At 41.8% G+C, this 18,888-nt stretch carries 25 protein-coding genes; 6 read left to right on the forward strand and 19 right to left on the reverse strand.

What is annotated here, in order from left to right; genetic code table 11:
• Nucleotides 1-2: 2 nt before the first annotated feature.
• The 4 genes from NSU11_RS16355 to NSU11_RS16370 form a co-directional block, all read right to left on the reverse strand.
• On the reverse strand, nucleotides 3-749 hold the full coding sequence (locus NSU11_RS16355; protein WP_024423480.1) for a carboxylesterase: 747 nt from the start codon (nucleotides 747-749) through the stop codon (nucleotides 3-5).
• A gap of 124 nt (nucleotides 750-873) precedes the next feature.
• Entirely contained in the window at nucleotides 874-1,107 is a 234-nt protein-coding gene (gene secG, locus NSU11_RS16360) for a preprotein translocase subunit SecG (protein WP_003212746.1), read from the reverse strand.
• A 185-nt stretch (nucleotides 1,108-1,292) separates the two neighbouring features.
• Entirely contained in the window at nucleotides 1,293-1,583 is a 291-nt protein-coding gene (locus NSU11_RS16365; protein ID WP_024423481.1) for an AbrB/MazE/SpoVT family DNA-binding domain-containing protein, read from the reverse strand.
• A gap of 29 nt (nucleotides 1,584-1,612) precedes the next feature.
• Nucleotides 1,613-1,846 (reverse strand): helix-turn-helix transcriptional regulator, encoded by a 234-nt coding sequence (locus tag NSU11_RS16370; RefSeq protein ID WP_024426059.1) that lies wholly within the window; start codon nucleotides 1,844-1,846, stop codon nucleotides 1,613-1,615.
• A gap of 154 nt (nucleotides 1,847-2,000) precedes the next feature.
• Here NSU11_RS16370 and NSU11_RS16375 point away from each other — a divergent pair, with 154 nt between their 5' ends.
• The 3 genes from NSU11_RS16375 to NSU11_RS16385 all read left to right on the forward strand — a co-directional run bounded on the left by NSU11_RS16375 (nucleotide 2,001) and on the right by NSU11_RS16385 (nucleotide 3,328).
• A complete protein-coding gene (locus NSU11_RS16375; protein WP_024423483.1) occupies nucleotides 2,001-2,405 on the forward strand; it encodes a helix-turn-helix transcriptional regulator in 405 nt (134 codons plus the stop codon).
• A 130-nt stretch (nucleotides 2,406-2,535) separates the two neighbouring features.
• Nucleotides 2,536-2,937 carry a transcriptional regulator gene (locus tag NSU11_RS16380; protein WP_034621495.1) on the forward strand — a complete coding sequence of 134 codons (402 nt, stop codon included), beginning with the start codon at nucleotides 2,536-2,538 and terminating at the stop codon, nucleotides 2,935-2,937.
• A gap of 70 nt (nucleotides 2,938-3,007) precedes the next feature.
• A complete protein-coding gene (locus tag NSU11_RS16385) occupies nucleotides 3,008-3,328 on the forward strand; it encodes a helix-turn-helix domain-containing protein (RefSeq protein ID WP_342493674.1) in 321 nt (106 codons plus the stop codon).
• A gap of 80 nt (nucleotides 3,329-3,408) precedes the next feature.
• On the opposite strand, the gene NSU11_RS16390 is transcribed toward NSU11_RS16385, so the two are convergent.
• The 4 genes from NSU11_RS16390 to NSU11_RS16405 are packed head-to-tail and all read right to left on the reverse strand — an operon-like array spanning nucleotide 3,409 to nucleotide 6,866.
• Nucleotides 3,409-4,098 carry an ABC transporter permease gene (locus NSU11_RS16390; RefSeq protein ID WP_024423486.1) on the reverse strand — a complete coding sequence of 230 codons (690 nt, stop codon included), beginning with the start codon at nucleotides 4,096-4,098 and terminating at the stop codon, nucleotides 3,409-3,411.
• A gap of 21 nt (nucleotides 4,099-4,119) precedes the next feature.
• Nucleotides 4,120-5,037 carry an osmoprotectant ABC transporter substrate-binding protein gene (locus tag NSU11_RS16395; protein ID WP_056765774.1) on the reverse strand — a complete coding sequence of 306 codons (918 nt, stop codon included), beginning with the start codon at nucleotides 5,035-5,037 and terminating at the stop codon, nucleotides 4,120-4,122.
• Nucleotides 5,038-5,050: 13 nt separating this feature from the next.
• A complete protein-coding gene (locus NSU11_RS16400) occupies nucleotides 5,051-5,704 on the reverse strand; it encodes an ABC transporter permease (protein WP_025094045.1) in 654 nt (217 codons plus the stop codon).
• A 13-nt stretch (nucleotides 5,705-5,717) separates the two neighbouring features.
• Complete coding sequence (locus tag NSU11_RS16405) at nucleotides 5,718-6,866, reverse strand: betaine/proline/choline family ABC transporter ATP-binding protein (RefSeq protein ID WP_025094044.1); 1,149 nt, start codon at nucleotides 6,864-6,866, stop codon at nucleotides 5,718-5,720.
• A gap of 268 nt (nucleotides 6,867-7,134) precedes the next feature.
• Here NSU11_RS16405 and NSU11_RS16410 point away from each other — a divergent pair, with 268 nt between their 5' ends.
• Complete coding sequence (locus NSU11_RS16410) at nucleotides 7,135-7,671, forward strand: GbsR/MarR family transcriptional regulator (RefSeq protein WP_024426065.1); 537 nt, start codon at nucleotides 7,135-7,137, stop codon at nucleotides 7,669-7,671.
• A gap of 55 nt (nucleotides 7,672-7,726) precedes the next feature.
• On the opposite strand, the gene NSU11_RS16415 is transcribed toward NSU11_RS16410, so the two are convergent.
• Nucleotides 7,727-8,359 (reverse strand): NAAT family transporter, encoded by a 633-nt coding sequence (locus NSU11_RS16415; protein ID WP_024423491.1) that lies wholly within the window; start codon nucleotides 8,357-8,359, stop codon nucleotides 7,727-7,729.
• A gap of 119 nt (nucleotides 8,360-8,478) precedes the next feature.
• On the opposite strand from NSU11_RS16415, the gene NSU11_RS16420 reads away from it, so the two are divergent.
• Nucleotides 8,479-8,943, forward strand: coding sequence for a hypothetical protein (locus NSU11_RS16420; RefSeq protein WP_149126284.1), 465 nt, complete (start codon nucleotides 8,479-8,481; stop codon nucleotides 8,941-8,943).
• Between the two features lie 15 nt (nucleotides 8,944-8,958).
• Nucleotides 8,959-9,423 (forward strand): GNAT family N-acetyltransferase, encoded by a 465-nt coding sequence (locus NSU11_RS16425; protein WP_149126283.1) that lies wholly within the window; start codon nucleotides 8,959-8,961, stop codon nucleotides 9,421-9,423.
• A gap of 25 nt (nucleotides 9,424-9,448) precedes the next feature.
• Here the strand turns inward: NSU11_RS16425 and NSU11_RS16430 are convergent, their stop codons facing one another.
• From NSU11_RS16430 to gap, 10 genes are all read right to left on the reverse strand, one after another.
• Nucleotides 9,449-9,730: a hypothetical protein gene (locus NSU11_RS16430; RefSeq protein WP_149126282.1), complete on the reverse strand. Its 282-nt coding sequence runs from the start codon at nucleotides 9,728-9,730 to the stop codon at nucleotides 9,449-9,451.
• Nucleotides 9,727-10,095, reverse strand: a complete 369-nt coding sequence (locus NSU11_RS16435) for a hypothetical protein (protein WP_098677548.1) — start codon at nucleotides 10,093-10,095, stop codon at nucleotides 9,727-9,729. The genes NSU11_RS16430 and NSU11_RS16435 overlap by 4 nt, the downstream gene beginning before the upstream one ends.
• Nucleotides 10,092-11,489, reverse strand: a complete 1,398-nt coding sequence (locus NSU11_RS16440) for a hypothetical protein (protein ID WP_149126281.1) — start codon at nucleotides 11,487-11,489, stop codon at nucleotides 10,092-10,094. Before NSU11_RS16440 ends, NSU11_RS16435 begins: the two co-directional genes overlap by 4 nt.
• Nucleotides 11,461-12,228: an ABC transporter ATP-binding protein gene (locus tag NSU11_RS16445; protein ID WP_135031210.1), complete on the reverse strand. Its 768-nt coding sequence runs from the start codon at nucleotides 12,226-12,228 to the stop codon at nucleotides 11,461-11,463. Before NSU11_RS16445 ends, NSU11_RS16440 begins: the two co-directional genes overlap by 29 nt.
• 58 nt (nucleotides 12,229-12,286) lie before the next feature.
• Nucleotides 12,287-12,556 carry a hypothetical protein gene (locus tag NSU11_RS16450; RefSeq protein ID WP_024423498.1) on the reverse strand — a complete coding sequence of 90 codons (270 nt, stop codon included), beginning with the start codon at nucleotides 12,554-12,556 and terminating at the stop codon, nucleotides 12,287-12,289.
• 257 nt (nucleotides 12,557-12,813) lie between these two features.
• Nucleotides 12,814-14,106, reverse strand: a complete 1,293-nt coding sequence (eno, locus tag NSU11_RS16455) for a phosphopyruvate hydratase (protein ID WP_003212752.1) — start codon at nucleotides 14,104-14,106, stop codon at nucleotides 12,814-12,816.
• Nucleotides 14,107-14,136: 30 nt separating this feature from the next.
• Nucleotides 14,137-15,672 carry a 2,3-bisphosphoglycerate-independent phosphoglycerate mutase gene (gene gpmI / locus NSU11_RS16460; RefSeq protein ID WP_024423499.1) on the reverse strand — a complete coding sequence of 512 codons (1,536 nt, stop codon included), beginning with the start codon at nucleotides 15,670-15,672 and terminating at the stop codon, nucleotides 14,137-14,139.
• Nucleotides 15,665-16,426, reverse strand: coding sequence for a triose-phosphate isomerase (gene tpiA, locus NSU11_RS16465; RefSeq protein WP_017359213.1), 762 nt, complete (start codon nucleotides 16,424-16,426; stop codon nucleotides 15,665-15,667). The genes gpmI and tpiA overlap by 8 nt, the downstream gene beginning before the upstream one ends.
• A gap of 30 nt (nucleotides 16,427-16,456) precedes the next feature.
• Entirely contained in the window at nucleotides 16,457-17,641 is a 1,185-nt protein-coding gene (locus NSU11_RS16470; RefSeq protein WP_149126280.1) for a phosphoglycerate kinase, read from the reverse strand.
• 213 nt (nucleotides 17,642-17,854) lie between these two features.
• Nucleotides 17,855-18,862, reverse strand: a complete 1,008-nt coding sequence (gene gap / locus NSU11_RS16475) for a type I glyceraldehyde-3-phosphate dehydrogenase (RefSeq protein WP_024423501.1) — start codon at nucleotides 18,860-18,862, stop codon at nucleotides 17,855-17,857.
• Between the last annotated feature and the right edge of the window lie 26 nt (nucleotides 18,863-18,888).

Consider the following 18,888-nt stretch of genomic DNA (forward strand, 5'->3'; position numbering starts at 1 on the left):
ATTTAAATTGACCAATCAAGTGATTCTAAGAATGCATAGACATCCTGATGAACCTTCTCCCGCTCTTTATCAAGCGTGATGACATGGCCTGATTCTTCATACCATTTCAAATGCTTATCATCTGTCTCTACTTCGTTATAAATGATATTTGCACTGTCTGTATTAATCATATGATCGTGACGTGCCTGCACAACAAAAGTAGGTGAATAGATCATGTCGACATTGTTTCTGACATCTGCAATCAGTTCTTGCAGGCTCCTCAGTGTATCCATTGGTGTTTTCTTGAACGCTTCCATTTCTTGTTCAATTTGGTCCTCTGACTTACCCTCAAATTTCTTATAGTTACGGGCATAATCTAGTACACCCTGGTACATGACTTCTTCACTTTTTATGTACATAGGTGCACACATAGGTACAATTCCCTTTACAGGTACAGTGTAACCTAATTTCAATGAAAAAACTCCTCCGAGGGATAGTCCGCAAACTGCAATCTCCTCATAGCCCTCATCTTTTAAGAATTGATAGCCTTCTTCTACATCTTTCCACCAGTCAGCCGGGCCTGTATGGACAAGCTCTTCTGGCGGCACACCGTGTCCTTTATATTGAGGTGCATGGCATGTATATCCTCTTTCGTTCAAATAACGGCCAAGCATTCGAACATCGGCTGTATTCCCAGTAAAACCGTGAAGAAGAAGCACCGCCTTTTCTCCACCTTTAAACGTAAATGGTTTTGGTGTAACAACTTTCATGATGTGACTTCCTTTCCTTCTGATATGGTTTATATTTTCCACTTGTATGTATGAAACAAACACAAAAGAGTGCTGATAATAAAAAAAGGTCTGAAAAAAGATCAGACCTTCTGTTACTCGCGCTTTACACGCCTAAATATGCCAATGCAAGTGTTAAGATGAAGAAAAGCACTGACAAAATAACCGTTAATCGGTGAAGAATCAAGTCAAGGCCTCTCGCTTTTTGCTTACCGAAAAGCTGCTCGGCTCCACCTGAAATAGCGCCTGACAGTCCAGCACTTTTACTTGATTGTAGTAATACAACGATGATAAGTGCGATACTGACAATTACGAGTAATGTGATAACAAATGCGTGCATGAAAACACCTCCAGACAAACTGGTACACATAACTTTATTTTACATGAAAACAAGGTGCATGTCACGAAACATCAAAATAAAGATTTCCTATATATTGTCGACTTGATTCGTTATTTTGATACAATTTCGTTCCAAAGTGCTGGCTGCAGCATTTTTATATGCAATTTTTCGGTTAAAAACACATTTTAATGAGTTGCTTCTTCCTTCAATAGCTGTTTTAATTCTACTAACAAACGTTCAGCTCCTTCAGGACTCAGCATCACGTTCCCATTTCCATAGCTTTTGTTGTACTTCGTCACTTGTCCCGTTAACAGGCAGCTCTTATCTGCATCATATTTTTTCAGCATAATGGTTTGATCTTCAATGAAAATTTCTAACAGCTGCTCTTCTTTAATATTGAGTACCTTGCGCATTTCTGAGGGCAGAACAATTCTGCCGAGAGAATCAATGTGTCTGACCATCCCAGTCCTTTTCAATGACATTTCCTCCTTGATGATGATATCATTTATTGACTTTTGTCAATATCTTCATAGTAAAATAGATCTTCAAATTTTTTATCAAAGTAATGAATCATTTTGCCAATGACAAGCTGTCCTGGTTTTCGGTGACCATTTAATACCCTGCTAAGTGTGGCAGGAGAGATACCAATTTCATCAGCGAGCTGATTTAACGACATATCGTTCTCGATCATATACTGCATGACAAAAGCCCGCCTGATCTGAATCTTTTCGACCATCATTACAACCTCCTATGGAATCATTATGTACAACATGTAAGACTCTCACATCAAGCAGATTCATTAACTTATGTCAACACTTTTACCCCTCTGCTATTTCCTTTGGTCAATGATCATACTAAAATAAGTCATATACTGAAATGTGAGGTTCGATGTCATGAATCACTTTGGTGAACAATTACGCATTTTAAGAGAAAATAGAAAAATGTCGGTCAATCAGCTTGCCATGTATTCAGGTGTAAGCGCTGCTGGAATTTCTCGTATTGAAAATGGAAAGCGCGGTGTGCCAAAGCCTTTAACCATAAAAAAATTAGCACACGCCTTGAAGGTGCCCTATGAGGATTTAATGCTGCTTGCCGGTCATATTGAACAGGAACAAGTTCATGAAATGAAACCGAAATATGAGTCCATGTTAAAAATCTATCAAACGGCGCTTCAAAAGGATGTAGAACATCTCCCCATTTTTGACGGAAACAAATGGGAAAGGCTCTCCGCACAAGACATCAGCCAGCTGAATGAATACTTTCTCACGCTCATCGACCAAAAAAAGGCGAACAAATAGCGGGGCATAAACCTAATGTACATCCACCATTAACTAATGTCAATATTTTCATGGTGTGCTTATTGCCAATAGTCAACAAATCAAGTAAAATAGACATATCGAATCTATAACCATGTGAGGTTTTGCGTTGATGAACTTTGGTGCATATTTAAGAGCATTACGTGAGGAAAAGAAGCTGTCGGTGAACCAATTAGCGATGTATTCTGAGGTCAGCGCTGCCGGTATATCTCGTATCGAAAACGGGAAACGCGGCATTCCGAAACCTCCTACGATTAAAAAGCTAGCTGGTGCGTTAAAGGTACCTTATGAAGACATGATGCGGGCTGCGGGCTATATTGAGGAGGCCTCTTCTGTCCATCAGCACGAGGAAGATGATCTTTCTTTTTCCAAAATAAAGGAAGCCGCAGCGCAATATGAACTTGATGATCTCGAAATATTTGATGGTGACATATGGTCAACCCTTTCGAAAAAAGAAATAGAGGACCTCAACCGCTATTTGTTATTTATGTTAAACAGCCGTTCGTCCTCATAAATGTTTAAGCTTTTTGCGCCGATTTATGACAGATTTACGGTATAATGGGTTCAGATTGGAGTGAAGAAAGATGAATCAATCTGATATGTGCCCGCGGTTTGAAAAAGCAGTTGAGTTATTGAGTAAACGCTGGGTGGCACTGATTGTTTTTCAGCTTCTCTCAGGTCAGCAGCGCTTTAGTGAAATTGAGGCGGCTCTGACAAATTTAAGTGGAAGAGTTTTATCTGAGAGATTAAAAGAGCTGGAGGCAGCAGGTATTGTAAAACGGGAGGTTTTTGCTGAAACACCCGTGCGCATTGAGTATTCTTTAACAGATATGGGGTGTTCACTTGCACCCGTTTTTGAGGAAATTGCGAAGTGGTCCTCTGACTGGATCACGCTTGAATCATAAAATACCAGCATGCGAACCGCCTGATCATCATAAAACAACCTCCCTTACAGATGTAAGGGAGGTTTTGTCTTTTCAATCGCTTAAGCAGATGTGATGTTTTTTTCAGCTAACGCTTTTCTTTCCTTTTTCTTGTTTGTCGGGCTTAAATAGCGTTCGAGCCAGCCCATGACAAGGTCAGCCATAATAGCCATGAGTGCAGTTGGAATCGCACCTGCTAAAATGATAGCTGTTCCGTTTGTGGCGTTTGATCCTCTGATGATGATATCACCAAGTCCTCCCGCGCCCACAAATGTTCCAATCGCTGTAATACCGATGGCAATGACCAGTGCGGTTCTTAAACCAGCCATAATGACTGATAAAGCAAGCGGTAATTCAACCATTCTCAGCACTTGCCATTTCGTCATGCCCATCGCTTTACCTGATTCTAAATAAGCATGTTCAATGCTGACAATGCCCGTATACGTGTTTCTGATGATCGGCAGAAGCGAATACAGAAAGAGTGATAGGATGACTGTATTTGCGCCAAGTCCTAATACAAGCATCAATACGGAAAGCATCGCTAATGCCGGTATCGTTTGAATGACGTTGGTAACGGCGAAGATCCAATTGCTCAGCTTGCGGTAATGCGCCACAAAGATGCCTACTGGAATCCCGACAATTGCCGCAAACAACACCCCATACGCCGACATGAGAAAATGCCGATAAAATTCTTCTAACACATATGACCCGTTCTGCTGATAATACGTCCATAATTGCTGCAGTGTGTCCATCAGCCGTGACACCTCCCCATCTTACTCAAAGTAATTGTGTTTTTTCAGGAAATTCTTCGCAACGGTTGCTGGTTCTTGAAGCTCCCCGTCGACTTGATAGTTCAGCTCTTGCATTTGTTCTGTATCAATTTTTCCGATCAGCCTGTTGATCACCTTATCAAGCCCTGGATTTTCTTTTAAGACTTTCTCCGGGACTACTGGTGATGCATCATACGGCGGGAAGAACCGTTTATCATCTTTTAAGATTTTAAGGTTATAGGCCTTGATTCGTCCATCTGTTGAATAGGCAAGCACAATATCCATTTTTTCATTCTTTAGAGCATCATAGACTAAACCAATCTGCATCGGATACGTGCTGCCAAATTTGATTCCGTATGTTTTCACGAACCCGTCATAGCCGTCGCCTTTCTTTTTGAGCCAAATATTATCGACACCAAATCGGTAATTGTTCGCATTCTTTTTCAAATCAGAGACCTTTTCTAACTTATTTTCCTTCGCCATCTTCTGCGTCACAGCAAAGGCATACGTATTATCAAATCCATAAGAATCAAACCATTTGTAATCATAGCGCTTTTTAAATTCTTTTTGGACGATCTCCATGGCACGCTCCGGGTCTTTTTCCGCATCCATTCCAAGCGTGCTTGTTAAATCCGTGCCTGAATATCTTGTCGCAGAAATGTCGACATCTCCGTTTTCCATTGCTTTCTGCTGCACAGTGTTGGAGCCTAGGTTTTTCACAATAGTCGTCTTTTTATCTGTGTAATGTTCGATCATATCGCCAACCATATAGGCCATAATTTCTGATTCGGTAAAGTTTTGTGCTCCAATTCGCAGCGTGCCCCCTGAGGAGCCGGCTAGTCCAGGAAGTGAACAGCCGCTTATCAATAGCAAGCATCCGGCAAGCAGTGCACTGATCCATTTTGTTTTTCGATTCTTCACATAAGCCAACTCCTTATGAAACTTCCTTCAATCCTTTTAAGCCTTCTGGTGTTACTTTTTTCTCCAGCTTCATTAATGATAGGTCGATGATGACTGCTAAAATTGTGACTGGTATCGCACCCGCAATAATAAATTCCGGCTGATACAGCTGAAGTCCAATTAAAATGTAGTCACCTAGACCGCCTCCACCGATAAAGGCTGCAAGTGTTGTCCAGCCAATCAAATATATCGTTGACGTTCTGACACCTGCCATAATGACCGGTACAGCAAGCGGGAGTTCAACAAGACGAATTTGTTCCCATGTTGTCATCCCGATTCCTTTACCGGATTCAAGCAAGTTTTTGTTCACACCTTGAACCCCGGCATACGTATTTCTTAAAATAGGTAAAACCGAATAGAAAAAGAGAGCAACGATTGCAGGTATTTTCCCAACCCCCAAAATAGGAATAAAAAAGGCAAGAATCGCTAAACTAGGGAGTGTTTGAAAGATATTCACGATACCGATGATAAAACCTGCGCCTCGCTTCATTCGTGTGAGGACCACACCTAAAGGAACGGCAACGATAATACCAAGCACAACAGCAATTAAGGAAATATATAAATGCTCCCACATTTTTGTGAGGAGTTCCCCACCATTTTTCTCTAGAAAGTCGATGATTTGATCCATGTGTACACCTCCCTTACTTCATTTCAGTGACAGCCGCCGGCGTATCGTCTCCCCAAATGGAGTCGTACACAACATCTACAAGACTTGCACGTGTCACAATGCCTTTTAAGTGCCCTTCTGCATCCACAACCGGTACATATTTAATGCCGCGTATTAAGATTTTCCGGACAGTGTCTCTTAGAAGTGCGCCTTCTTGTACGGTATAGAACTCTGTATTTAAAATATCACCAACGAAAGCTGCTTTTCTGCGGTTCGCATCGATTGTTTCAATATCGATATAGCCTTTTAGCACATGATGTTCATCTACTACAAGCAAGGAATCGACCCGCTTTTCTCTCATGATGTAGATGGCATCTGTTAATGTTTTTTCAACTGTAACGGTGACTGGTGACGTGTTCATCATTTGTTCTACACGTTCCATATTAGGATTTGATTGAAGCAGACGTTCTTTGCCGATGAATTCTTCTACGAATTCATTGGCTGGATTCCGCAGAATATCGTCAGGCGTTCCTACTTGGACAATCTCTCCATCTTTTAAAATCACAATTCGATCAGCTAGTTTAATAGCTTCGTCCATGTCATGTGTGACGAATACGATGGTTTTATTTAATGTTTTTTGCAGTTTCTTAAATTCTTCCTGCAATGAATCTCGTGTGATTGGATCAAGTGCGCCAAACGGTTCATCCATGAGGATCAGAGGGGGTTCCGCTGCTAGTGCGCGAAGAACACCGATGCGCTGCTGCTGTCCTCCGCTGAGTTCATGAGGATAGCGCTCTAAATATTCCGGTCCCATGTCGACAAGCTTCAGCAGTTCACGTGCCCGTTCTTTTCGTTTTTCTTCCGGCCATTTTAACAGCTTCGGAACAAGTGAAATGTTTTGTGCGATGGTCATATGGGGGAACAGTCCAATTTGCTGAATCACATAGCCAATTTCTCTTCTTAATTGAACTGGATCTTTTTTCATAATGTTTTCTCCCTCGATAAAGATTTTTCCTGAGGAAGGTTCGATGAGTCGGTTAATCATCTTCATGGTTGTTGTCTTACCACAGCCACTCGGTCCAATAAAACAAATAAATTCTCCTTTTGCTATTTCTAAATCAATATTTTTGACAGCTTTTTTTCCGCCTTTATACGTCTTAGATACATTCTCTAGTTTCAGCAAATGAGACACCTCCATTAGTCGGATCAATATTTTCAGAAAATTTACACCTTATTTATTATAGTGCAAACTTTATAAAATAAAAAGTTTATGATGTGTTTGTATTGCATAACATTTATTTAAAATTTTCAGTTAACGGCCTGCTAGATAGAGATCTCTCCTTTTTCCTCCAAATTACGAGCAAATACTCAATATTTATTGTTTTCATCAACAAACAGGTATATGATATATTGTGTTACAAATTGTCAGTCGTGAAGGGATGAATCGGGGAGTGGACAAGCAAGCGTTAGGTGCCATTCAAAAAGCACAGGATCATTATATTGAAAAAGCTGCCGAGAACATGAATGCCTTTGGTCTTTCTTCTACAGTGGGTAGAGTGCTTGGTATCATTCACATGAACCGTAAACCAATGACGCTTGGAGAGCTATCAGAGGCGACAGGCATGAGCAAAACGAGAATGAGTCAAGTCGTTCGAGAAATGCTTGATTTGAATATTGCGGAAAAGGTTTATGAAAAAGGAATACGTAAAGATCTATATGACGTTGAGCAAGATCAATACCAAACGTTTATTTCCTTGTTTGCAGCCAATTGGTCCCGAGTTGTCAGCAAAAACCGCAAGGCACATAAGAAAACGTGCAAGGAATTGCTGGAGCTGCTTGAACAGGACGACCTGCCAGAAGAGACAGAGGATAAAATCAATCTGCTTCTTTCAGAAATCAAGGAAAGTCTTGATTACTATGATTGGATTAGCCGCTTAATTGAATTCTTTGAAAGTGAAGAAGTGTTTAAGCATGTGCCGAAACCTTAAAAAAAGCTGTTTTATTTTACATCATTGTAGAAAAAAACAGCTTTTTTATATACACTTATTGCATAAACATTGGAAACATCCCTTTTAAGCCTGCACCGATCATTTCAACTGCCACTACAGCAAGAATTAATCCCATTAACCGCGTCACGACATTCATCTCTGTTTTCCCCATTTTCCGCATAATGAAACTTGAATAATGAAAGGCATAAAAGGTCATTGCCAGAACGATGACAATGCCGATTAAAATCGTAAACATGTGAAGCATCCCTTGACTTCCCGGGGTTAAACTCATCACTGTAGCGATTGTACCGGGACCAGCGATGATCGGAATCGCCAGCGGCGTAACGGAAACATCCGCCTTTTCTATACTTTCTGCCTTTTCCTCAGAATGAGGATTTTGGACATGTGACTCCTTTGCATTCAGTAAATTGTAAGCGATACCAAAAATAAAAATACCTCCGGCGATACGGAGTGCATGAATATCGATACCAAACAATTTGAAAATGAGCCTCCCAGCCAATAGAAAGGCAACCAGAATAATGAAAGAGACCACAATGGCTTTTTTGGCTGTCTGGGAGCGTTCTTTCTCTGTATATCCCTCTGTTAAAGTGATGAAAAGAGGCACGTTTCCAATAGGGTTTGATACAGCAAATAATGAGACCACGACATGAATCATAAAGGAAATCAACAGACACCCTCCTTTTTTCATAGTGTCTGCCAATCTGATGTGAATATTCCCTTGTGATGTTAAAACCTGTCTATATTTAACCGATGATAATAAAGGTTTTATAGAAAGGGGAATGACACATGAAGAAAACGATCACCATTATCCTTCTATCTGTTGCGGTTTTAGGAGCAGCCGGCTGGATGGTTTGGCAGCAGCAGACCATCAAAGCAGCTGAGGAAAAATATCAGCAAGAAAGCAAAACGAACGATGAGCAGCTTTCGAAGTTAACATCAGATCAAGCGGATATGAAGCATGAAAACGAAAAACAAAAAAAGAAACTGTCTACCATCACCAAAAAGCTCAAAAACGAAAAGAAAGCCTATCAAAAAGAAGTCAAGCAGCGTAAAATACTTGAGTCAAAAATTGACCAGCTTCAAAAAGAGCTGACAGCAGCGAAAGCCACTGCTCAAGCAAATAAACAGAGCGCACAGGCTGCAAGGCAACCAACTGTCAAAAAAGACCCAAATGTCACCCACAATCCGCCCTCACAATGGGTACAGGATCAATATGATTGGGGTGTGAAACAAGGATATATTAAAGAATAGAAAGGATGAAAAAATATGATACACATTCGGCCATTGTCAGGTGATCAATCTGTCCCAATGGATCTTTTACTCTTAGCTGATCCTTCCAAGGAAAAGGTTCTTACTTATGTGCAATCCGGCTCTTGTTATGTCGCGTATCATGAACAGGACGTGATTGGTGTCTATGTGCTTTTATCTCTGTCTCAGCAGACAGTCGAAATCATCAATGTCGCCGTGAAGGAATCATGGCAAGGAAAAGGAATTGGGAAGCAGCTGATCCGCCATGCCATTGCTGAAGCGAAAGCCGCAGGTTTTCACACGGTTGAAATCGGCACAGGCAACTCGAGCATTCAGCAGCTCGCACTTTATCAGAAATGCGGCTTCCGCATGATATCTATTGACCACGATTTCTTTCTTAAGCATTATGATGAACCGATTTTTGAAAATGGCATTCAGTGTATGGATATGGTACGGCTGTCACTCACTTTGCAAGCAGACTGATGTTTTGTTCCGTCCGTCTGCTTTTTTATGTTCTGCGTTTTTTTACCACATGCTTCACATATTGAATGAAGAAATAAAGCACGGCGCCAGCTAAAAAGCAGACCATACATCCAAAGAGCGTCGCCTCTGAGCTGAATTGATACTCTTCAATTTTCATGATATAAAATGGCATGCCAAACAATGTTGGGCTTGATTCAACATGATTGACCTCTAGCAGCAGTAAAAAAACAGGGGTCATAAACACAGCAAATACATACAGCATCGCAAGTGTTATACCGCTGGAAAACGAATGAAATACTTTGATCATCTCTTTCTCTCCTTCATCTCTTTTAAACTGGCTGTGATATTTTTTCCGTCAGGGCAAGCTGGATGCAGCATCACCGTATTCAGTAAAGAAAAAAACAGCAGCTGATGACTAACAGGATGCTTCCATATCATAAAAAGCACAAGCGAACAAAGCACTGGAAAGAGCGGGCCTGCAAGTGCCACTATCATATTGAAGCTCGGCCGGACAAATTTCTCATGGACGACCGCCACATGCTTCCAATCAATCGTGATCACAAAATCAAAGAGCGGCCTTTTTTCGATCTTGTTACACAACATGATCATCAGCATATGACCGAGTTCATGTATCATCACAACCGCTAGGAAACTACACACAAGTTCTATCATCGCAAGACAGGCCTCTTTAACATGACCGTATATATACAGCTATAAAATGCAAGTGAACCTAACAAATAGGCGGTGGCGAGAAGATACACATCTGATGAAAACCACTTCAATAAAAGCATATCGATAAAGCTGAATACAGCAATCATCATCACGATGACAAACAGTTTATTAAACTCACTGATCTTCACGATAAACCCTGTACAGGCCGCCATGGCAGTGATCAACAAAATGGACAAACTTGCGAGGCCATGACCTTCACTTTCAATACCTATCACCATAGATGCAAACCCAATAAACACAAAATATATCAACAAATTAATAGCGTAATAAAATAAAATTCTCGACAATAAATAAGCACCCTTTGATGTATTTAACATAAAGATGGCCCTTTGATTCATATGATATTCTCTGCCAATCATCAGTGGAAGCATGATCAATATTTCCTTTAATGCATACTGCACAATAAAAGCATACATCCAGCCGGTTTCTACAGGTGTAAAAACAATAGGCAGCCCCGCAGTCAAACAAACGAGAAATAAAAACAAAATGCCCTGTTCTTTAAAAACAGCTGACCGGCTGAAATAGACCAATTCCTGCCGCAGGTGCGTCAGAAAGGAAGATTGCGTTCTGATTTTCTTGTAAGAAAACGACTTTACCTCTGTTTTCAGCTGCAAAAACATCTGATGGACATAAGAAGCCGCTAACCCCTTCAGCCATAGCCAGCCAGCGCTTAGAAGGATCACGAGAAATATGAGATAGACTAATGGCCATACTCGGATCATTTCCATTGCTTTTTTCAAAAGGAGAAACACCAATAGATTCAGCACCGCAAAGCCGAGCGTTTGCAGCAGCAAATGCTCTTTTGTTTTTGATACGAAACGGCTCACAGCAATCCGCATCACCATCCAAGAAGCAAGTGCAAGCAGCGCCAGTACACAGCAAGTTATGCATACAGCCGTTATCCAATACAGAGATAGTGCCTGACCGCTGATCAAAAGGCCTAAAACAATCGGCAAAAAAAGCAGTCCAACCATAAGGAAACAAAAGAGCACTGGAAAGAAATACACACAAAGGACAAATGGCACACTTTGTATCGCACTATTCAAAAAGTAGAATTGATATTCCTGACGCTTTAATTTATTGCGGGATAACACAATACCTGCGCCTAAAAGTAAAAGCGTCATTTTCATCAATTGGAGATATAGAGCAGCCGGCTCACTTTCTCCCGCCTGCATGAAAAAGCGCAGACTGATAACGACGTATATCGCGTACATGAGCAAGAAAAAAACCGCGGCTGCTAGAAGCTGTATAGGGTACTTTTTTGCGAGCTGCTTTCCTTTCGTTGTCAGCATCCCCCATTCTATTTTATGAAGAACGTGTCGTGTCCAAATCATTGAGTAACCTCTCCACCTGCATATAGTAATCTCGATTCATTTCTTTATAAATCTCTTCAAGTGCCTGATGAGGAAATGTCTGAGTCGTTTCTTGGCGGGACATATCCAGCTTGACGTCCCCATTTCTTAAGATCATGAGATGGTCATAAAGCGTATCACCAAAGCTCAAATGATGGGTTGAAATGAGAATGCCAGCGCCTTGATCTCTCAGCTTCATAAGCACCTTTTTTAAGATGATCATCATATCTGGATCAAGACCGTTCGTTGGCTCATCGAACACATAATAATCACATGGCCTGAGGAGCTGTGAAATGATCTGCGTTTTCTTTTGATTGCCATGAGACAGCTGAGCGATAGGCTGATCCATATACGAACCCAGCTCAAACAGATCAATGAACGTCTCTTCCCGTGTGACATCTTGCTCATTTGGCAGCTGAAGTAATTGAAAGTATTCCCTCGGTGATAAATAATCGAACAACGAATGCTCGTCAGGAATATAGGACACATGTTTTTTCAACAAGGAGATATGTTCTGAGGATTGAAGGTTCAGCTGTTTACCATGTAAAGTGACGCATCCTTTAAATGGCGTCAGCCCAAACATGGATTGGATTATCGTCGTCTTTCCCGCACCATTATGCCCCAAAAGCAGCAGCATCTGCCCTTTCTCGACATTCATTTGAATATTGCGGAGAGAGAAGGTGCGGCTAAATGTTTTTTCTTTTAATCGTAATGTCAGCATCATATCCCTCCGTTTGTTTCAGATAGAACAGATGCCCTTGCATCTGTTCTCATCCCTGTTAAAAACCGCACTGGATTTTAACGTACATGCCTAATAATTTGAACTCACCTAAAAATTTGGAGCCTCGTCCAAAGGTCTTGCATGCCCAAATCAATGCTCCAAGTGAAATAATGCCCAATATAGCGGCAAGGACATAAATCCAAAATGCGTTTTTCTGTACATTCTTAGAAGTTAGAATTCGTTGCTTCCTTTCATCATATGCCGCCAATAGGTGAAGAACATACATATATACACCTACTGGAAAACGAAGGCTAAAAGGATTCAGCATCTCATCACCCCCTAATATATGTAAAATGATACCACCCCCTTACAGAAAGCATAAGTTCATTTCAGATCATATTTTTAGTCGATTTTTCATGATTTAGTGCTTATAAATGGAGGGGATTTTGCCTTCTTCTCTAACTGAAGGAGGATTTTTTACAGAAATAGGATAAGTCAAATGAATTAGCCAGAGGATTTCGCTTAACACAAAAAAACGCTGCGCCCCGCTCTCATGAAAGAGCGGAACGCAGCGCATAGCTGACATTATTTATTCAAGTTATAGAATGTTGCAATGCCGTGATATTGTGCTGTTTCAGCCAATTGATCTTCGATGCGAAGTAATTGGTTGTATTTCGCCACACGGTCCGTACGAGACGGAGCACCTGTTTTGATTTGTCCAGCGTTTGTTGCAACAGCGATGTCTGCAATCGTGCTGTCTTCAGTTTCACCAGAACGGTGAGAGATAACAGCTGTGTATCCTGCACGTTTTGCCATTTCGATTGCATCAAATGTTTCAGTTAATGTACCGATTTGGTTTACTTTGATTAGGATTGAGTTACCAACGCCGTTTTTGATTCCTTCAGAAAGCTTCTTCGTGTTCGTTACGAACAAGTCATCTCCTACTAGCTGAACCTTGCTGCCAAGGCGCTCAGTTAATAGTTTGTGACCTTCCCAGTCGTTTTCATCAAGGCCGTCTTCGATAGAGATGATTGGGTATTTCGATACCATATCTTCATACCAGTCAACCATTTCAGCAGATGTTTTCACAACACCTTCGCCTGATAAATGATATTTACCGTCTTCTTTGTTGTAGAACTCAGAAGATGCAGCATCCATTGCAAGTTTCACTTCTTCACCTGGTTTGAAGCCAGCTTTTTCGATCGCTTCAACGATTGTTTGAAGTGCTTCTTCGTTAGAACCAAGGTTTGGAGCGAATCCACCTTCGTCACCTACAGCTGTGTTTAAGCCTTTTGCGCTTAATACAGATTTCAGGCTATGGAAGATTTGAGCGCCCATGCGAAGTGCTTCACGGAAGTTTGGAGCACCTACAGGCATAATCATGAATTCTTGAATGTCTACGTTATTATCCGCATGCTCTCCGCCGTTGACGATGTTCATCATTGGTACTGGAAGCGTTTTGGAGTTGAATCCACCAAGGTATTGATAAAGTGGAATTTGTAAGAAATCAGCAGCCGCACGTGCTACAGCGATAGATACGCCAAGGATTGCGTTTGCGCCTAATTTCCCTTTGTTTTCTGTTCCGTCAAGTTCGATTAACATTTTGTCAATCGCTACTTGTTCTGTTACATCAAAGCCTAAAAGCTCTGGTGCAATGATTTCGTTTACGTTGTTTACAGCTGTCAGAACACCTTTTCCAAGGTAACGGTCTTTGTCTCCGTCACGTAGTTCTACTGCTTCATATTCACCAGTAGAAGCACCACTTGGAACAAGCGCACGGCCAAAGCCGCCAGATTCTGTGTAAACTTCTACTTCAACTGTTGGGTTACCGCGAGAGTCTAATACTTCGCGTGCATATACGTCAACAATGTATGGCATCGTTATTTCTCTCCTTTTGAATCAATTTTTTTATTTCTGAATTAATGATGTTCCTGTCATCTCTTTTGGTTTTTCAAGACCAAGTAAGTCTAAAAGCGTTGGAGATAGATCAGCTAAAATGCCGCCTTCTCTAAGCGTCGCACCTTTTTTCGTCACGATGACTGGTACAGGATTCGTTGTATGTGCAGTATGCGGCTTTCCTTCTTCGGTAATCAGCACGTCTGCGTTACCGTGGTCTGCCGTGATGATGGCATGTCCGCCTTTTGCCAGGATTGCGTCGACTACAGCTCCTAAGCACTCATCTACTGCTTCAATGGCTTTGATTGTTGGCTCGAGCATACCTGAATGACCAACCATATCCGGGTTAGCAAAGTTCAGAATGATCGCATCATGCTTGTCAGCATTGATGTCTGCAACAAGTGCATCCTTTACCTCGTAAGCACTCATTTCTGGCTTGAGGTCATAGGTTGCTACATCTGGTGAATTGATTAAGATGCGGTCTTCACCAGGAAATTCTTCTTCACGTCCACCGCTCATAAAGAACGTGACATGAGGATATTTCTCTGTTTCAGCAATCCGCAGCTGTTTCAATCCGTTTTGAGAAAGTACTTCTCCTACTGTGTTATCCAAATTCACTGGTTTGAAGGCAACATAGCCATCAACCGTTTCACTGAAGTGTGTGAAGCAGACGAAGTGTAAATTCTTCGGATGAGCTTCTCCGCGGTCAAACGAGCGGAAATCTGCATTTGTGAAAGTGTTCGAGATTTGGATGGCACGGTCTGGACGGAAGTTATAGAAAATCACAGAGTCGCCGTCGTTTACTTTGGCAACCGGCTCACCATTTTCTCTCGTAATGACAGATGGAATAACGAATTCATCGTAGATTCCATTTTCATAGGAGTCATCAACGACATCATAGATGTTTTGATAACTTGGCCCTTCACCATATGCCATCGCGCGGTACGCTTTCTCCACACGATCCCAGCGTTTGTCACGGTCCATTGAATAATAGCGTCCTGAAAGTGTTGCCACTTCACCGACACCGATTTCTTTGATTTGTTCTTCCAGCTGTTTTAAGTACACTTTGGCTGTCTTCTGACCAACATCACGTCCGTCCAAGAAGCCATGAATGTATACCTTTGTTAAGCCTTCTTTTTTCGCCAGCTTCAGCAGGGCAAAAAGATGCTGGATGTGACTGTGCACACCGCCGTCTGACAAGAGTCCAAATAAATGAAGCGCCTTGTCATTCTCTTTTGCATACGTCATTGCATCTAGGAACGTTTCGTTTTTCTCAAATTCCCCTTCACGAATGGCAACATTCACCCTTGTTAAGCTTTGATACACAATGCGTCCTGCACCGATGTTCAAATGCCCAACTTCAGAGTTCCCCATTTGACCTTCCGGTAGACCTACTGCCTCACCTGAAGCCGTTAAGGTTTGATGCGGAAATTCGTTCCAGTAGCGGTCAAAGTTCGGCTTTTTTGCTTGTGCGACAGCGTTACCGACTGTTTCGCCTCTTAAACCGAACCCGTCTAAGATGATTAATGCAGCTGGTTTCTTACTCATATTGACCTTCCTCCAATAATTGAACGAAAGACTGAGGTTCTAAGCTTGCGCCGCCTACCAAAGCACCGTCAATATCGGATTCTGCCATATATTCTTTAATATTTGCCGGCTTCACGCTTCCGCCATATTGAATGCGAAGGCTGTCTGCCGCTTCTTGACCAAATTCGCTTGCAACGGTTTGGCGGATGTGTGCGCAAACGTCGTTTGCATCTTTCGCTGTAGAAGATTTTCCTGTACCGATAGCCCAGATTGGCTCATATGCAATCACAGATTCAGCAACTTGCTGCTTCGTTAAACCAGCTAGTGCTTTCTTCACTTGATCAGCGACAAGTTCATTTGTTTTGCCAGCTTCACGCTCTTCAAGCGTTTCACCTACACAAATGATTGGAACGATGCCATGCTTGAATGCAGCATGTGCTTTTTTGTTCACTGTTTCATCTGTTTCAGCAAAGAATTCACGGCGCTCTGAATGCCCAATCACTGAATAGCCGATGCCTAAATCTTTTAAAGCAGCAGGGCTGATTTCACCAGTGAATGCACCATTTTCTTCAAAGTGCATGTTTTGTGCACCAATTTTAAGGTCTGTTCCGTTTGATAGGCTGTTTAGCTTTTCGAGGAAAAGAGCTGGCGCACAGACAATGGATTCCACTTTGTCAGGAGATGGAATAGATGACTTGACTTCTTCAACGAAGCTGACTGCTTCGCCAAGTGTTTTGTTCATTTTCCAGTTCCCAGCTATAATTGGTTTTCTCATGATTGACACTTCCTTATAGCAGTTTTGGTCTTATTTATCGTTTAATGCAGTAACACCAGGAAGTTCTTTGCCTTCCATAAATTCAAGTGAAGCGCCGCCGCCTGTAGAAATATGGCTCATCTGATCGGCAAGACCAAATTTCTCAACAGCTGCTGCTGAATCTCCACCACCAATGACAGAATATGTATCTTTTGCTTCTGCCAGTGCTTCTGCGATAGCTTTTGTTCCTTTAGCGAATGCATCGATTTCAAATACACCCATTGGTCCGTTCCAGACAACAAGTTTGCTGTTTTTAATAACGTCAGCATACTTTTCTCTTGTCTCTGTTCCAATATCAAGTGCTTCTAGATCACTTGGAATTTCAGAGATTGGCACAATGCTTGTATTTGCATCATTTGAAAAGTCGTCGGCTACCAGAACATCTGTTGGAATCAGGAAGTTCACGCCTTTTTCTTTTGCACGGTCCATAAAGGATTTCGCTAAATCGACTTTGTCTTCTTCTAATAGAGATTTCCCTACCTCGTGGCCAAGTGCTTTCACAAATGTGTAAGCAAGTCCGCCGCCGATGATGAGGTTGTCCACTTTATCAAGAAGACTTTCAATTACACCGATTTTATCCTTTACCTTTGCGCCGCCGATAATCGCTGTAAATGGGCGATCAGGATTTGAAATGGCTTTCCCTAGAACCTCAAGCTCTTTTTGCATGAGGAAGCCTGAAACAGCCGGAAGATAAGCTGCAATACCAGCTGTCGATGCATGTGCACGGTGTGCAGCACCGAACGCATCATTGACATACACATCGGCTAAATCAGCAAATGCTTTTGATAATTCAGGATCGTTCTTTTCTTCACCAGGATAGAAACGAACGTTTTCAAGCACTAGCACATCTCCTTCTTTTAAGTCAGAGATTTGCTTTTTCACGTTGTCGCCGTAAGCTTCATCTGCTTTTTTCACTTCTTTTCCAAAAAGCTCTTGCAGACGTTTTGCCACAGGTGTCAGACGCAGTTCTTCAGTAACTTGACCCTTCGGACGACCCAAATGACTAGCTAGCAGTACCTTTGCGCCTTGTCCTGTTAAATACTCAATTGTTGGTAATGCTGCGCGGATACGAGTATCATCCGTCACTTCTCCGTCCTTCATCGGAACGTTAAAATCTACGCGGCAGAACACAACTTTACCTTTTACGTCAATGTCTTTTACTGATTTCTTATTCATGCTCGTCAGGAGATCCTCCTTTATTCTGGTTTCCTTACGCATTGGACAAGACTCTCTTTATCCTTTTCCCATTTTGCCCTCATCAAAACGAGAAATCGTGCAGAACGGATAAAAACAGAGAAAAAGGGAAAGGGATGCTTCCCCTTCCCTTGTCCGTCTTCATTATATCGTGTCTCTAGGAAAGAACCAAGTGAGTTCCTTCAGTGTGAGAAATTAAAGACCTTGTTTTGCAATGTAAGCTGCAAGGTCAACAACGCGGTGAGAATATCCGCTCTCGTTATCGTACCAAGAGATTACTTTCACCATGCTGCCTTCCATTACCATTGTAGAAAGAGCATCGATTGTTGAAGAGTTTGGATTACCATTGTAGTCACCAGATACTAACGGCTCTTCGCTGTAGCCAAGGATTCCTTTAAGTTCTCCTTCAGCTGCTTCTTTAAGTGCTGCATTTACGTCTTCAGCTGTTACATCTTGGTTTAATTCAGCAACAAGGTCAACTAAAGAAACGTTAGGTGTTGGAACACGCATAGCGCCACCGTTTAATTTACCTTTAAGTTCAGGCAATACAAGTGAAACAGCTTTCGCAGCACCTGTAGAAGTTGGGATGATGTTTTCCGCAGCTGCACGAGCACGACGGTAGTCTTTGTGCGGAAGATCAAGAATTTGCTGGTCATTTGTGTATGAGTGAACAGTTGTCATCATACCGCGTTTGATACCAAATTTATCGTTAAGTACTTTTGCAAATGGAGCTAAGCAGTTTGTCGTACAAGATGCATTAGAGATGACATCGTGGCTAGCTGCATCGTATTTGTCTTCGTTTACACCCATAACGATTGTGATATCTTCTTCGTTAGCAGGAGCAGAGATGATGACTTTTTTAGCGCCAGCTTCTAAGTGTTTCGCAGCGTCTGCACGTTTTGTGAAGAATCCAGTAGATTCAACAACGATTTCTACGCCTTGTTTACCCCAGCTTAATTTCGCAGGGTCACGCTCAGCTGATACTTCGATTGTTTTACCGTTCACTACTAAGTTTGTACCGTCTACAGAAACCTCTGCATCTAGTTTTCCGTGAACAGAGTCATATTGTAAAAGGTGTGCAAGCATGTTAGCATCTGTTAGATCGTTAACCGCTACTACCTCAACTTCAGGATTATTTAATGCTGCACGAAATACGTTACGTCCAATACGTCCAAATCCGTTAATACCGACTTTTACTGCCATGATGTTTCCTCCTTTTATAGGTCACA

The organism is Bacillus sp. FSL R5-0712, from assembly GCF_038593285.1.
Taxonomy (GTDB): Bacteria; Bacillota; Bacilli; order Bacillales; family Bacillaceae; genus Bacillus; species Bacillus safensis.